The 13,612-nt window shown below is 63.2% G+C and carries 17 protein-coding genes and 1 pseudogene; 8 read left to right on the top strand and 10 right to left on the bottom strand.

Annotated features, from left to right (window positions below):
* Positions 1-105 precede the first annotated feature (105 nt).
* Entirely contained in the window at positions 106-444 is a 339-nt protein-coding gene (locus SO180_RS03705) for a putative quinol monooxygenase (protein WP_449377466.1), read from the top strand.
* A 25-nt stretch (positions 445-469) separates the two neighbouring features.
* Here the strand turns inward: SO180_RS03705 and SO180_RS03710 are convergent, their stop codons facing one another.
* Positions 470-1,633, bottom strand: coding sequence for an acyltransferase family protein (locus SO180_RS03710; protein WP_449377467.1), 1,164 nt, complete (start codon positions 1,631-1,633; stop codon positions 470-472).
* Positions 1,634-1,662: 29 nt separating this feature from the next.
* A complete protein-coding gene (locus SO180_RS03715) occupies positions 1,663-3,156 on the bottom strand; it encodes an FAD-linked oxidase C-terminal domain-containing protein (protein ID WP_449377468.1) in 1,494 nt (497 codons plus the stop codon).
* Positions 3,157-3,384: 228 nt separating this feature from the next.
* On the opposite strand from SO180_RS03715, the gene cycA reads away from it, so the two are divergent.
* Positions 3,385-3,795, top strand: a complete 411-nt coding sequence (gene cycA, locus SO180_RS03720) for a cytochrome c-550 CycA (RefSeq protein ID WP_449377469.1) — start codon at positions 3,385-3,387, stop codon at positions 3,793-3,795.
* A gap of 21 nt (positions 3,796-3,816) precedes the next feature.
* On the opposite strand, the gene SO180_RS03725 is transcribed toward cycA, so the two are convergent.
* Complete coding sequence (locus tag SO180_RS03725; RefSeq protein WP_449377470.1) at positions 3,817-4,773, bottom strand: alpha/beta fold hydrolase; 957 nt, start codon at positions 4,771-4,773, stop codon at positions 3,817-3,819.
* A gap of 317 nt (positions 4,774-5,090) precedes the next feature.
* On the opposite strand from SO180_RS03725, the gene SO180_RS03730 reads away from it, so the two are divergent.
* Positions 5,091-5,273, top strand: coding sequence for a hypothetical protein (locus tag SO180_RS03730; protein WP_449377471.1), 183 nt, complete (start codon positions 5,091-5,093; stop codon positions 5,271-5,273).
* Positions 5,274-5,279: 6 nt separating this feature from the next.
* Here SO180_RS03730 and SO180_RS03735 read toward each other — a convergent pair whose 3' ends face one another.
* From SO180_RS03735 to ykgO, 3 genes are all read right to left on the bottom strand, one after another.
* A complete protein-coding gene (locus SO180_RS03735) occupies positions 5,280-5,540 on the bottom strand; it encodes a hypothetical protein (RefSeq protein ID WP_449377472.1) in 261 nt (86 codons plus the stop codon).
* 133 nt (positions 5,541-5,673) lie between these two features.
* The gene (locus SO180_RS03740; protein ID WP_449377473.1) at positions 5,674-6,315 is read right to left on the bottom strand and encodes a tetratricopeptide repeat protein; all 642 of its coding nucleotides are present in this window, start codon (positions 6,313-6,315) and stop codon (positions 5,674-5,676) included.
* A 106-nt stretch (positions 6,316-6,421) separates the two neighbouring features.
* Positions 6,422-6,547, bottom strand: coding sequence for a type B 50S ribosomal protein L36 (ykgO, locus tag SO180_RS03745; protein WP_006611362.1), 126 nt, complete (start codon positions 6,545-6,547; stop codon positions 6,422-6,424).
* A gap of 297 nt (positions 6,548-6,844) precedes the next feature.
* Here ykgO and SO180_RS03750 point away from each other — a divergent pair, with 297 nt between their 5' ends.
* Genes SO180_RS03750 through SO180_RS03760 form a run of 3 tightly spaced genes read left to right on the top strand, consistent with a single transcriptional unit; the run spans position 6,845 to position 8,947 of the window.
* Positions 6,845-7,729 carry an amidohydrolase family protein gene (locus SO180_RS03750; RefSeq protein ID WP_449377474.1) on the top strand — a complete coding sequence of 295 codons (885 nt, stop codon included), beginning with the start codon at positions 6,845-6,847 and terminating at the stop codon, positions 7,727-7,729.
* Between the two features lie 13 nt (positions 7,730-7,742).
* Positions 7,743-8,483, top strand: coding sequence for a haloacid dehalogenase type II (locus SO180_RS03755; protein WP_449377475.1), 741 nt, complete (start codon positions 7,743-7,745; stop codon positions 8,481-8,483).
* Positions 8,480-8,947: a YbaK/EbsC family protein gene (locus tag SO180_RS03760; RefSeq protein WP_449377476.1), complete on the top strand. Its 468-nt coding sequence runs from the start codon at positions 8,480-8,482 to the stop codon at positions 8,945-8,947. The genes SO180_RS03755 and SO180_RS03760 overlap by 4 nt, the downstream gene beginning before the upstream one ends.
* Positions 8,948-9,138: 191 nt before the next feature.
* On the opposite strand, the gene SO180_RS03765 is transcribed toward SO180_RS03760, so the two are convergent.
* Both SO180_RS03765 and SO180_RS03770 read right to left on the bottom strand, forming a co-directional pair.
* On the bottom strand, positions 9,139-9,492 hold the full coding sequence (locus SO180_RS03765; RefSeq protein ID WP_449377477.1) for a hypothetical protein: 354 nt from the start codon (positions 9,490-9,492) through the stop codon (positions 9,139-9,141).
* Positions 9,493-9,588: 96 nt separating this feature from the next.
* On the bottom strand, positions 9,589-10,575 hold the full coding sequence (locus SO180_RS03770) for a tripartite tricarboxylate transporter substrate binding protein (protein ID WP_449377478.1): 987 nt from the start codon (positions 10,573-10,575) through the stop codon (positions 9,589-9,591).
* Between the two features lie 190 nt (positions 10,576-10,765).
* Here SO180_RS03770 and SO180_RS03775 point away from each other — a divergent pair, with 190 nt between their 5' ends.
* Positions 10,766-11,023 carry a hypothetical protein gene (locus tag SO180_RS03775; RefSeq protein WP_449377581.1) on the top strand — a complete coding sequence of 86 codons (258 nt, stop codon included), beginning with the start codon at positions 10,766-10,768 and terminating at the stop codon, positions 11,021-11,023.
* 41 nt (positions 11,024-11,064) lie between these two features.
* Here SO180_RS03775 and SO180_RS03780 read toward each other — a convergent pair.
* Both SO180_RS03780 and SO180_RS03785 read right to left on the bottom strand, forming a co-directional pair.
* Positions 11,065-11,587 (bottom strand): annotated as a pseudogene (locus SO180_RS03780) (REP-associated tyrosine transposase).
* A 194-nt stretch (positions 11,588-11,781) separates the two neighbouring features.
* Positions 11,782-12,717 (bottom strand): LysR family transcriptional regulator, encoded by a 936-nt coding sequence (locus SO180_RS03785; protein WP_449377479.1) that lies wholly within the window; start codon positions 12,715-12,717, stop codon positions 11,782-11,784.
* A 117-nt stretch (positions 12,718-12,834) separates the two neighbouring features.
* Between SO180_RS03785 and SO180_RS03790 the strand changes: the two genes are divergently transcribed.
* Complete coding sequence (locus SO180_RS03790; RefSeq protein ID WP_449377480.1) at positions 12,835-13,587, top strand: SDR family NAD(P)-dependent oxidoreductase; 753 nt, start codon at positions 12,835-12,837, stop codon at positions 13,585-13,587.
* The last annotated feature ends 25 nt before the right edge of the window (positions 13,588-13,612 follow it).

The raw sequence follows: 13,612 nt of genomic DNA on the forward strand, positions 1-13,612 counted from the left end.
TTTGCACCACCCTGCAAGGCACGATCTCACTTCGATCATCATCGAAACATTATCGCCCAAACTTCGCTATTGATCGAACAGTTCTCTCCCCAATGGAGTTCCAACATGAACCAACAGGCGATGAACCAACAAGCCATCCACCAGGCGATCAGTAGCGGGGGTCTTCTGGTCGTGGCGCAATGGGAAGCCAGGGCTGAAGAGGCCGACCACGTGGCCGAGATCCTGCGCACCTTCCTCCCGCAGGCGCAAAGCGAGCCGGGCGTGAAACTGTTCCTGATCAGTCGCGCCAAGGACAATCCGGCGCAGTTCCTGTTCTACGAGCTGTTCCGCGACGAAGCCGCCTTCAGAGCGCATCAGGACAGCGCGCACTTCAAGAGCCATATCGCAGGACAGGCGCTGCCATTGCTGGCAAAGCGCGAGCGCACCCAATACGCGTTGATGTAAGAAGCTCCTCGCACGCTGCGCGCGACTAGATGATCGCGCGCAGCGGCGACCTCCGCAGGATCAGCGCTGAGACGGCGAAGCTACCGGCCGCCGCCAGCATCGTCAGCAACAGTGCCTTCGTGAGTGCGAAGAGCGGTAGCCCATGCAGGAGCATGGCGAAGCCGATCAGGATCGGCGGGTGGATCAGGTAGACCCCGAACGCATTGTCCGAGAGCCACTTGGCGACCGGCCCCTGCCAGTCGAAATGGCGGCGATAGATGGCCAGAATGACAAGACCCATGCCCACACAGACGAGCGCCTCCCACAGGCACTTCCCCGCGCTGACGAGATTGAAGCCGCCGGAATAGAGCGACGTCTCGCCCTCGAGGCCGCCGCCAAGCAGCACCAGCGCCGCGAACAGCGGAACGGAGAGCATGAGCGCCAGCGCTCCCCAGCGCAGACAGGCCCCCTCGGCAAGTCCCGTCATCCAGTTACCGCGATAGCCATAGGCTCCGACCGCGAACATCAGGACGTATTGCGGCAGGTCACCGGGATGAACATTGAGCACCGAGGTGCCGGCCTGCACGACGATGCGCACGGCAAAGGTGGCCCCGGCCATCACCATCACGAAGGCGACGACCATCGGCCAACGCAGCACGACGTTGCGCTCTCGCCAGCCCGACAGGCGGATCATGCCGTAGGCAACCGAGAACAGGAGCAGGACGGCGCAGAACCACATCGGGCCGGTCTCGGACAACCACTCGCCATCCCCGAGATGAACCAGCCACTGATGGCCGAAGCCGCCGCGTCCCCAGGTCCGTGACAGGAAATACTGCGTGAGCGGGCCGATCACGAACATGTAGAGCAGGGTCGGCAAGCCCAGCCGGACGAAGCGGTCGCGGGCGAAGATCGGAAATTCCTTCCGGTCGCAGGATGCGGCGGCGAAATAACCGGCGATGAAGAACAGCACCGCCATGAAGAAGGCCTGGAGGAAGCTCTGGTAGACGCCGAAGAACAGCGCCGTGCCAAAGCCGGTCGCCTGCCGGTCGATGTAGTACCAATTGCCGAACGGGCTGTAGGTGTCGGCCGCGTGCATGCTCAGCACGAGGATGATCATCGACCAGCGGATGTTGTCGATGAACAGGAGCCGTGACTGGGCGTGCGCCCCCGCAGGTGCAGTCGTCGCCGCGCCTACCGGAATGTCCGCCATGCCGCCACCTCGACCGACATGCCAGATCCTCAGAACCGCGGAATGTCCGGAAACGCCAGCTTGCCCGCATGCACATGCATGCGGCCGAGCTCGGCGCAGCGGTGCAGGGTCGGGAACACCTTTCCGGGATTGAGCAGGCCCTGCGCGTCGAAGGCGCATTTCAGCCGCTGCTGCTGGTTGAGGTCGATCTCGTTGAACATATCCGGCATCAGGTCGCGCTTCTCGATGCCGACGCCGTGCTCACCGGTGAGCACGCCGCCGAACTCGACGCAGGCGCGCAAGATGTCGGCGCCGAACGACTCGGCGCGCTCGATCTCCCCGGGCTTGTTGGCATCGTAGAGGATGAGGGGATGCAGATTACCGTCGCCGGCGTGGAACACGTTGGCGCAGCCGAGGTGGTATTTCTCCGACAGCTCGCGGATGCGCGCCAGCGCCTTCGGCAGCGCGCCGCGCGGAATGGTGCCGTCCATGCAGAGATAGTCGGGCGAGATCCGACCGACGGCGGGGAACGCCGCCTTGCGGCCGGCCCAGAACAGATTGCGCTCGGCCTCCGAAGTCGAGATCTGGCAGGTGGTCGAGCCGCAGCCTTGCGCGATCGCCTCGACGCGCTTGATCAACTCGTCGACCTCGACGCCGGGACCGTCGAGCTCGATGATCAGGAGCGCCTCCACATCGAGTGGATAGCCGGCATGGACGAAGGCTTCGGCGGCGTGGATCGCGGGCTTGTCCATCATCTCCATGCCGCCGGGAATGATGCCGGCGCCGATGATCCGCGCCACGCATTCGCCGGCCGCCTCGACCTGCGCAAACCCGACCATCAGCGCGCGCCCCGTCTCGGGCTTTTGCAGAATGCGCACCGTGATCTCGGTGATGACGCCGAGCAGGCCTTCCGAGCCCGTGATCACGCCCATCAGATCGTAGCCTGGATTCTCCGCCGCCTTGCCGCCGATGCGCAGGATCTCGCCGCTCATCAGCACGAACTCGCAGCCGAGCACGTTGTTGGTGGTCATGCCGTATTTCAGGCAGTGCACGCCGCCGGAATTTTCAGCGACGTTGCCGCCAATCGAGCAGGCGATCTGCGACGAGGGATCGGGTGCGTAATAGAAGCCAGCATGCGCGACCGCCTGGCTGATCGCGAGGTTGGTGACGCCGGGCTCGGTGACGACGACGCGGTTGTCGAAATCGATCTCGCGGATGCGCTTGAACTTGCCGAGCCCCAAGAGCACGCCGTCTTCCAGCGGCAACGCACCGCCAGACAGCGAGGTGCCTGACCCGCGCGGCACCACCTTGATACCGTGCTCGGCACAATATTTCAGGACCAGCGAGACCTGCTCGGTGGTATCGGGCAGCACCACGACCATCGGCGGCTGCCGATAAGCGGTCAGCCCGTCGGACTCATAGACCCGCATCTCGGCGGCGCTGTCGATCACGCCCTCGCCGGGGACGATCGCGCGCAAGGCGGCGACGATCTCGCTGCGACGCGCCAGCACGGCCTGGTCGGATGCGGGCATCATGATGGCCATGTTACGAACCTTCGTCAGACGCTGGAAAATGTCCCGCCAAATCAATCATGTCCTGCCGGCTTTGGGTAGGTCCTCCGAAGGTCGCATTGCTTTGTTGCAGCGCAAGTTCTCTCTGGGGCAAGTCTGCTATCGCGAAACCTGTCAAACTTTCGCGGCTTGTCCACCTGCACCGGACCTGCCAAAACCACGACACTCAATCTGACCCCGGGAAGAGACGAAGAGCATCCTATGACAAAACTGACTTTCGGCGCGCTGGTTGCCCTCGCCATGACTGCCGCAGCGTCCACCGCCATATCTTCCACCGCCATGGCGCAGGACGCCGCAGCCGGCAAGACGTCGTTCAACAAGTGCCTCGCCTGCCACGCGATCGGCGAAGGCGCGAAGAACAAGGTCGGACCGGAGCTCAACGGCCTCGACGGCCGCAAATCCGGCACCGCGCCGGACTACAATTATTCAGACGCCAACAAGAATTCCGGCATCACCTGGGGTGAGGCGGTATTCAAGGAATATATCAAGGATCCGAAGGCCAAGATCCCCGGCACCAAGATGGCGTTCGCCGGCATCAAGAACGAGAAGGAGATCAACGATCTCTGGGCCTTCGTCTCCCAGTTCGACAAGGACGGCAAGGTCAAGCAATAACGCAGCGAGATTTGGCGGCCGCTAATCGGCGGCCGCCTTCTCGGCCATGATCGCGGCGATCAGCGCCTCGATCTCGGTCTTCACCAGGTCCGGCTCCGTGGTCTGCACCATGTGGCCGAGATTGGGCAGCACGATCAGCTTCGCATTCGGCACGGTCGCGGCGAACGGGCGGGCGTGGATATTGGTGGATACCGTCTTGTCGGGCTCGCCGGCGATAACCACGGTCGGCGCAAAAATCTCGCCATAGCGCGGAGCTTGCGCGGCCACCGACGCCTTCAGCGTCACCAGATCATAGGCATTGGCGATGAACTCGCGCGGGCGCAGCAGCAGCGGCGTCGCGGAGTCCTGCACGAAGCCGTCCGGCATCGTCTGCGGCAGGAAGACGTTCCGCGCGCCGGGCGTTGCAAGCAGATAGCCGAGCGGCAGCGTGATGGTGTAGGCGAGCAGCGGACCGATCACCGGCATTGCGATGATCTCATTGTAACGCCCGACGCCGCCGCGCCAGGGATGGGTGACCGGCGCAAGCATGACGAGACCTGCGACACGACCGGCATGATCGAGTGCAAGCCGCGCGCCGAGCGCACCGCTCCAGGAATGCACCACGAACACCGCGCGATCGATGCCGAGCTTGGCAAGCGCCTCGTCGACCATCCGCGCCTGCACCTCGGCCGTCGAATCCTCGAGTCGCGCCCGCGTGCTCCAGCCGTGGCCGGGGCGATCGATCAGGATCACGCGATGGTTTTCGGCGAGGAGATCGCCCAGCGGACGCCGCATCACCTCCAGATTCGAACTCGCACCATGCAGCATGACGATCGGCAAGGTAGCATCGCGCGGGCCGAGATCGACGACGTGCAGCGTTGCGCCGGCGACCTCGATCATCTCGCCCTGCGGCGGGAAGGCGCGCTCGACCGCCCAAACGCCGACCAGCGTGACGGCGACAAGCGCTACGAGCGCCGTCACGACGAGAAACACGATCATGAAGATGGTCCGGGCGATCCAGGGCACATGGCAGTTACGGTCTCAACGTCCGGCAGTTTCTTTTCGGCTTGCGCGCGCGGGTACGTCCTGCCTGTGGATATCAATAGAATTCAATTTGGGAAAATATCAACAAAATCAATGATGGCCTGAACGCATGGCACCAATCGGGCCGCTTCATGCAGCCGTCATCGCCGCCTCCATATAATCGCCACGGTCGGTTCCGCCTCTAAGCACGGGCGGGCGCCGATCCTCCACGCAATCCACAGGAACGCGGGAAAGACCGGCAGATTGTTCTGTTTTGGATTGGAGGTATTTCGATGAGTCTGCGATCTAAAGATGCTGCGATCGACGAGATCGTCGCGAGCTGCAGTGGTGATCTGCGCGGCGCGGTACGGGCGCTGCTACTGATCAACGAGCATCTCGAAGCCGAGCTTGCAAAACTCTATGCCGCTGCCGCGGACCGGAGCCTCGTCGAGCGCGGCGACCACATCCTGCATTAGGTGAACCTAGTTCTCGCTGTCGTCATCCTTGTCTTCGCCGGCATCTGGCCTCGGACAGGCACGGATCGTCGACCGCGCAAGCTTGGCGTCGGCCTTGGACTTGTAGGGACCGTCGCCGAACCAGATGTCGCCGATGATGACGGGATTGCTGGTCACGATCTCGCATTTGCCGGTGGCACGGTTGCCCACCACCCAGAATAGCCCGTCGGCAAGACAGACCGTCGCGGACGCCAGCACCAACGCACCCGCAAGGATCACGCGTTTCATCGCACGGCTCCACTTGTGGCTGTCATGCAGCTAATCCCGAAGGCGCGGGAAAAACATCCCCTCGCGGCGAGGCAACTCGACGCGTGGTTAATGGCCGCGCTCCGCAGTCGCTCAAAACAACATCGAGTTGGGGCTAGATATCCCGGCCTTCGACCTTCTCGGTCAGTGACTTGACCTGATCGGGGATCTTGTCGAGGTGCGGATTGATGGCGAGCGCCTTGCGGTAGGCATCGAGCGCACGCTTCTCGTCGCCGATCTCCTGCATGATCATGCCGAGACCTGCGAGCGCGCCGAAATGCCTCGGCTCCCGGATCAGTACCTCGCGAATGTCGGCGAGCGACCGGCCATAGTCGTTTTGCATGTAGTAGAGCGTGGCGCGCCGGTTCCAGGCCTCGATATAGTCGGGGCGAAGCTTGATGACGGCATCGAGCAGCTTGATCGCGACGTCGACCTTCTGCGCATCCACGGCCGCCTTGGCCCGCGTCATCAGGAGCGCTGCCGTATCGCTGGGGGTCTGGAGCCAGATCGCCCAGATCCGCGCCTCGACATGCTTGGCGCTGATATCATCGGGCGCGGCCTTCAGCGCGCCGAACAGGAAGTCGAGATTCTTGGTGCGGTCGACCTTGGGCAGCTTGGCCGGCGCCTCGGGTAGCTTCTTCTGCTTCACGGGCGGACCTGAGGGGTCATCCTGTGCGAAAGCCGGGGCGACGACCGCCAGCGCGGCCAGAAGGGCGGCCAGACGGAGGGAGTGCGCGGACAAGAATCTCACTGCCATGGCGAAAGTCTAAACGCGCAAAGCCGCCCTTGGGAAGCAAGGACGGCGTCAAAGTCGTGTGAGACCGTGGTCTTGCGGGGCCGCGCGCGAGGCCCTCGGCAGGGTCTTAGCCCTGGCGAGCCTTGAAGCGGCGCTGCACCTTGTTGATCACATAGACCCGGCCCTTGCGGCGGACCAGGCGATTGGCGCGGTGGCGACCGCGCAGCGATTTCAGCGAGTTACGGACCTTCATGGCAGAATCCTGAACGTTCGAAAGGCCGTGTTCGGCACTACCGTTTCGGCACGCGCGAATGTGGCAAAATGAGATTTTTCCCGCTGGCGGACTGACCGCCCGGGACGGGGCGGTTCTTAAGGCATGGCGGGAGGTGATGTCAATCTTAACTGCCCCGTTCCGCCCCACCAAATTCTTGAAAACAATCCCATGCAAAGTAGAAAGCGGCCGGATCGGCCCAAATCTATACCTCCTGCGACGCCTTGCCAAATTCGTTATATGATATAATCAATTTGGCAACCCTTCGGGAGGAAACCAATGCCCAAGCTGAAGCTGCCAAATATCGACGACGTCGTCGCGATCGACATCCACACCCACGCGGAGGAGCCCTGCGGCTGCCACCCCGACGACGGCTATGACGATTTCCAGGCGCAGATGGCGGAATACTTCAAGTCGCCGAACAAGCATCCGCCGACTGTGCCCGAGACCGCGGCCTACTACCGCGCCAAGAACATCGCCGCCGTGATCTTCCCGGTCGATGCCGAGCGCGAGACCGGCTTCCGCCGCTACAACAATTACGAGATGCTCGAGGTCGCCTCCGACCATCTCGACGTCCTCATTCCCTTCGTCTCGATCGATCCGCACAAGGGCAAGCTGGGCGTGCGCGAGGCGCGCAAGCTGATCGAGGAATACGGCGTCCGCGGCTTCAAATTCCACCCGACCATGCAGGGCTTCTACGCCAACGACCGCATGGCCTACCCGCTCTACGAAGAGATCAACAATGGCGGCGCGATCGCGCTGTTTCACACCGGCCAGACCGGCGTCGGCTCGGGCATGCCCGGCGGCATGGGAATGCGGCTGAAATATTCCAACCCGATGTACATGGACGACGTCGCGGCTGACTTCCCCGACCTCAAGATCATCCTCGCCCACCCCTCCTTCCCCTGGCAGGAAGAAGCGCTGTCGGTCGCGACCCACAAGCCGAACGTCTATATCGACCTGTCCGGCTGGTCGCCGAAATATTTCCCGCCGATCCTGGTGCGCTATATCAACTCGATCCTGCAGGATAAGATGCTGTTCGGCTCGGACTGGCCGGTGATCACACCAGACCGGTGGCTGGCCGACTTCGCCAAGATCGATATCCGCGACGAGATCCGGCCGAAGGTGCTCAAGGCTAACGCGCGCAAGCTGTTGGGGATCTAACGAAGAGGTCAGCGTGACGATCAAAGCCGTCGTCTTCGACGCCTACGGAACGCTCTACGACATCCAGTCGGTCGCAGAGATCACAGAGGATGCGTTCCCGGGCTACGGCGAGATCATCACGCAGGTGTGGCGGATCAAGCAGCTCGAATACACCTGGTTGCGCTCGCTGATGCAGCGCTACCAGGATTTCGCCGCCGTCACGCGCGACTCGCTTACCTATACGCTGCGTGTGCTTGGGCTCGCCTATGAGAGCGACGCCTTCGAGCGCGTGATCGCGAAATATCTGCATCTCGAGCTCTATCCGGACGCGGCCGACGCGCTTGCAGCGCTGAAGCCGCGCAAGCTCGCCATCCTCTCCAACGGCAGCCCGGACATGCTCGACGCGCTGGTGCACAATTCCGGTCTCGACAAGCTGCTCGACGCCACGATCAGCGTCGATGCGAAGAAGGTCTTCAAGCCGAGCCCGCAGGCCTATGCGCTGATCAGCGAGGTGTTCGGCACCAGGCCCGACGAGGTGCTGTTCATCTCGTCAAATCCGTGGGACGTCGCCGGCGCCAAGGCGTTCGGACTGAACGTCGCCTGGATCGAGCGGGTGACACCGGAAGCCATGGCACTGGCTTGCGTCGAAAGCGATCTCGTGGCACCGCTGACGATGTTCAAGGCGATCCGGACCCAGATGGACGAGCTGGGCCTTGCGCCGGATCATCGCGTCCGCTCACTTTCCGAACTGTCCGAGATTGCCGCCCGCCTATGAGCATTCAATCCGTTCGCGACTTCTTCGCCGAGAAAGCTCCAGACATCACCGTGATCGAATCGCCGATCAGCTCGGCGACGGTGACGCTCGCCGCCGAGGCCTATGGCGTCGAGCCCGGCCGCATCGCCAAGACGCTGTCCTTGCGGATCGGCGAGCGCGTCGTCCTGATCGTCGCCAGCGGCACCTCGCGCATGGACAATAAGAAGGTGAAGGCGCAGTTCGGCGGCAAGCCGAAGATGCTGGGGCTCGAAGAGGTCGCCGACATCACTGGCCACGAGGTCGGCGGCGTCTGTCCGTTCGGGCTGAAGGCGCCGCTGCCGATCTATTGCGACGTGTCGCTGAAAGCATTCGACGTCGTGGTGCCGGCCGCGGGCTCAACCCACAGCGCGGTGCGCATTGCACCCGATCGCATGGCCGAGCTGGTCGGCGCCGAATGGGTCGACGTCTGCGAGCACCGACCTTAGGCCGCGCTAATGCTTGCCGGTTCACCTCTCCCGAAGGGAGAGCTCGGATCGCAGCGACAGATGCGATCCGCGTGAATGGTTACGGCCTCTCTGAACGCTGCGGCCCTCACCCGGATTGCTTCGCAATCCGACCTCTCCCCGCTGGGGAGAGGTGAATTCGAGGCGATCGACCGCACTTTATCTCATCGGCTTTAATAGTTGTCATCGTAGTAAGGCCGCGGCGGGGGGACTGCAGGAGGCGGCGGCATATTGTCGTAGCGCGGCGGTGCGGGCCGGCCGCGCGGCAGCACTTGTGGCGGCTGCGCCTGGTTGTTGGTTTCAAACACCGCGCGGCATCCGCTGGAAAGCTGCGGCGTGTTGTGCCGCAGGCAGGCGACGATCCGGTTCACGTCAGGAATCTGGTCGCTGCACAGGCGCCAGACATCCGGCGTGCAGGCCATCTGTTGTTCCATGGTGCCGCGATATTCCTGAGCTGAGACGGCGCTCGCGGCGACCGTGCCGCCGATCGCAAGCGCCACACCGAGCGCAATCGGCCCTGTTCGCATGTCTCGATCCTTCTCATTTTCTCTCAAACGCTCCTCAATCAATGAGGCGCGCGAAGGTTCTGGACCAACAACAAAATGTGAAAGCCGGAACGGAACCTATTCCACCTTGCCGATCTTCTTGACCGCTGCGATCAGCCGCGCGCTGTCGGCCGCGACGAACTGTGAAAACTCGGGCGCGTCCTGATAGGCGACGAGACTGCCCGAGGCCGCGAATGTCTTGAGGACATCCGCGCTCTTCATCACCTGCTCCATCGCCTCGCGCAGACGACTGACGATCGGCTGCGGCAGCGCGCTCTGCCCGAACAGGCCGGCCCAGATGTACATCTCGACATCTCCAAAGCCGATCTCCCTGAAGGTCGGGATGTCGGGAAAGCTCGCGATGCGCTGCGCACCCCAGTTCGCCAGCACGCGCAGCTTGCCGTCATCGACCTGCGGCTTCAGCGTGCCGGGCGCCGCCGCGATTGCCTGCACCGTGCCACTTAGAATCGCGGTCAGCGCTGGACCGGCGCCGCGGAACGGCACATGCAGCAGCTTGATGTCGGCGCTGACGGCAAACATCTCCATCGCGACGTGCAGTGTCCCGTAAGGCCCCGACGAGCCGTAGGTGATCTGCCCCGGACGCTTCTTCGCATCGTCGACGAACTCCTGCACCGTCTTCCACGGTGCCGATGCCGGCACAGCAAGCAACGTTGGATCGGCGAGCACGCGCGCGATCGGCGTGAACTGCGAGACCTCGTAGGCGACGGGCCGGTTGAACAGCCGGTCCGCTTCCGGCAGCACCGCGAGCGAGGACAGCGTCATCAGCAGCGTGTGTCCATCCGGCTCGGCGCGCGCGGCAGCCGCATTGCCGACCGATCCGCCGGCGCCGCCAGCACGATTGTCGACGATGACCGACTTGCCGAGGATGCGCTCGAGCGCCATCGCAACGGGACGCGCCGCGAGATCGGCCTGGCCGCCGGCCGGAAACGGCACGATCATGGTGATGTTGCGCGAGGGATAGGCTTGCGCAAAGGCGACGCGCGTCAGCGCTGTCTGTGCAAGCGGTGTAAACGCCGCGGCGCGCAAGAGATCGCGTCGGTTCATAGCCAGCCCTCCCCGTCTTTGTTGTTCCCAGCAGAGTAGCGCGGCGATGCGAATGAACAAAGGTATCACCGTGCCGCATCTGTGCATTTTAGGCCGGACACAGCGCAACATTTGCGAACTGTTATCCCTGCATCTCAAAGTGCAGGAACGGATCCCGCCGCGCGTGATTGAATTGGCGGGAGACCACGGGATGAACGAGATTCGCACGATCGATGGTGCGCTGGACGAGATGCTGGTGAATCTCGCCGGCATTGTGCTGCGGCTGGCAAAACCGGATCTGACACGAACGCCGGAGGCGCGGCGCGCGCTGGTGTTATCGGTCAATCAATACTCAGCCTGCGCCGCGCGATCGAGCGATCCGCGGGTGCATGAGCTGAAGGCGCAGCTGAAAGAGACGCTGAAGCCAAGCCTGCAGGTGATCGCCAGCGACGGGATGAAGTCGTCGTAGGCGCAGTGTCGTAGGGTGGGCAAAGCGAAGCGTGCCCACCATCATTCGCCAAAATCTCCCGCGATTTCCCGCACGTTCCCTCCCCAATCGGGAGGGCGAATGCCTTGCGCGACGTAACGATGGAAGCTGCTGGGCAACCAATCGCCTACTCGCGCAACTGGTCCATGTTTCACAGGATTTGAAGTGGGTGTAGTCAATATGCCGTTCCAAATCCGCCTCGTCTCGAATCGCGTGCTCCCAATAGCGGCGTTGCCAGATCCCTTTTTCGCGCTTGGCAACCTTGCTTGCCGAACTCGGCCGTGAGTCCAAGCCTCGCGAAAAGGTGCCTTTGACCAGATTCCATCGGGACGAAAAGTCGGCATCGTCCTCTGGCAGTTCCCAAATGGCATGCACATGATCAGGCAAGATGCAGATTGCCACGGTCTCAAATGGGCGACGCTGCTGAACAGTGCGGTAGGCCCGCCTCAGACGATCAATCTCATCAATCAGTAACGTGCTCGAACGATCGGCAAGAACAACAGTGAAGAAGAATACCTTGCCGGTTGCTCGACGATACTGAGGCATTTGCAACTCTCTCACCGAAAGTGGTGGGCACGCTTCGCTTTGCCCACCCTACGAGAATCATTGCTCGTTCGCCAGAGAGCTACGACTTGCAAGAGACGCTGAAGCCGAACCTGCGCGTGGTTGTGCGTGATGTGGCTAAGGTACCACGGGCGAAGATGCAGTAGGGTGGGCAAAGCGAAGCGTGCCCACCGAAACTAACCCGCCTTCGCGCGCTTCTTCGTCTGCCGCTTGCATGTGCCCGGCAATTTCGCCGCAAGAAACTCGGCAAGCACCTCGACACGCGCAGGGCGCGGGCCGCCGGGTGGGGTGACGAGATGCACGGCGCCTTCGGCCTGCTTCCAGTCCTTCAGGATCACCTCGACCTCACCGGATGCGATGGCCTCACCGACGATGAATTCGGGAAGATCGGCAATGCCGAGCCCTGCGAGCAGCGCCGGCATCACGGCCTCGCCATTGTTGACGCGCAATTGTCCGGCCGGGCGCACGCTCGCCTGCTCGCCCGCGCTGTTGGTGTAATGCCAGACGTTCGGCGTGGTGAGATAGGCGTAGCTGAAGCATTTGTGCTCGGCGAGGTGCATCGGATGTGTCGGCCGGCCGTGGCGCTTGAGGTATGACGGCGCAGCGACCGTGTAGCGCGGCATGGTGAAGAGCCGCCGCGCGATCAGCGAGGAATCCGGCAGCCGCGCGATGCGCAGTGCGGCATCAAAACCCTCGCCGATCAGATCGACGGTGGCATCGCTCAAATGCAGGTCGACCGAGACCTCCGGATAGGTCTGGAAGAACTCCGGCAACAGCGGCGCGACCGCTTTGACGCCGAAGGTCATGGGCACCGCGAGGCGCACGAGGCCGCGCGGCGCGACGGATTGCGCCAAGGCCTCGTTCTCCGCCGCCTCGCCGTCGGCGAGCAGACGCGTCGCCCGATCGGCGAGCTTGTGGCCGGCGTCGGTGAGCGCGAGCCGGCGCGAGGTGCGATTGAACAGCCGCGCGCCAAGCCGCTCCTCCAGCCGGGTCACCGCCTTGGAGACGGTCGCCTTCGACATCGCAAGCTCGCCTGCGGCGGCCGCAAATGACCGTAATTCCACGACTTTTGCGAAGATCGCGAGTGCCTCGAAATCCGGGAGTTTTGCCATGGGAGCGCCCCGTCAGTCACGTTTATGGAAACAATGTGTTTCGACAGTTTCTATTTCTATACCACAAGCGGAAGCATATCAAAGGGGCATCAGACATTCAGGGAATGGAGAAATCCAATGACCAAGAAGCTCTCAGGCAAGGTTGCTCTCGTCACCGGCGGCTCGCGCGGCATCGGCGCGGCCTCCGCCCGCGCTCTCGCCGATGAAGGCGCCGACGTCGCCATCAGCTACGTCGCCTCGCCCGACAAGGCCGAGGCCGTCGTCGCCGAACTGAAGACCAGGGGCGTGAAGGCGCGTGCCTTCAAGGCCGACCAGGCCTCGGTCGCTGAGGTCGAACAGCTCGTGAAGGACGTCGCGAATGAGTTCGGCCGTCTCGACATCCTCGTCAACAATGCCGGCGTCGCCGCCGGCGGCGCCATCGACGATGCCAAGGCCGACACCGCGGCACTGGCGCGCCTCGATGCCGTCAACGTACATGGCGTGATCGCGGCGATCCGCACCGCTTCGCAAATCATGGGTGAAGGCGGCCGCATCGTCACCGTCGGCTCGATGCTCGCCGACCGCGCCTCGTTCCCCGGCCTTGCCGACTACGTCGCGACCAAGGCCGCGGTGGTCGGCTACACCAAGGGCGCAGCGCGCGACTTGGGGCCGCGCGGCATCACCGTCAACGTGGTGCAACCCGGCTCGATCGACACCGACATGAATCCGAAGGATGGCGGCGAGTTCGCCGAGACCCAGCGCAAGCAGCACGCGCTGCAGCGCTTCGGCCGACCCGAGGAAGTCGCAGCCGGCGTCGTCTTCCTGGCGAGCCCGGAAGCCTCCTTCGTCACCGGCACCGTGCTCAACGTCGACGGCGGCTTTGGCGCCTGATCGGACGCGGACAATTCAAGCAAGG

This window comes from Bradyrhizobium sp. UFLA05-112 (assembly GCF_053572325.1).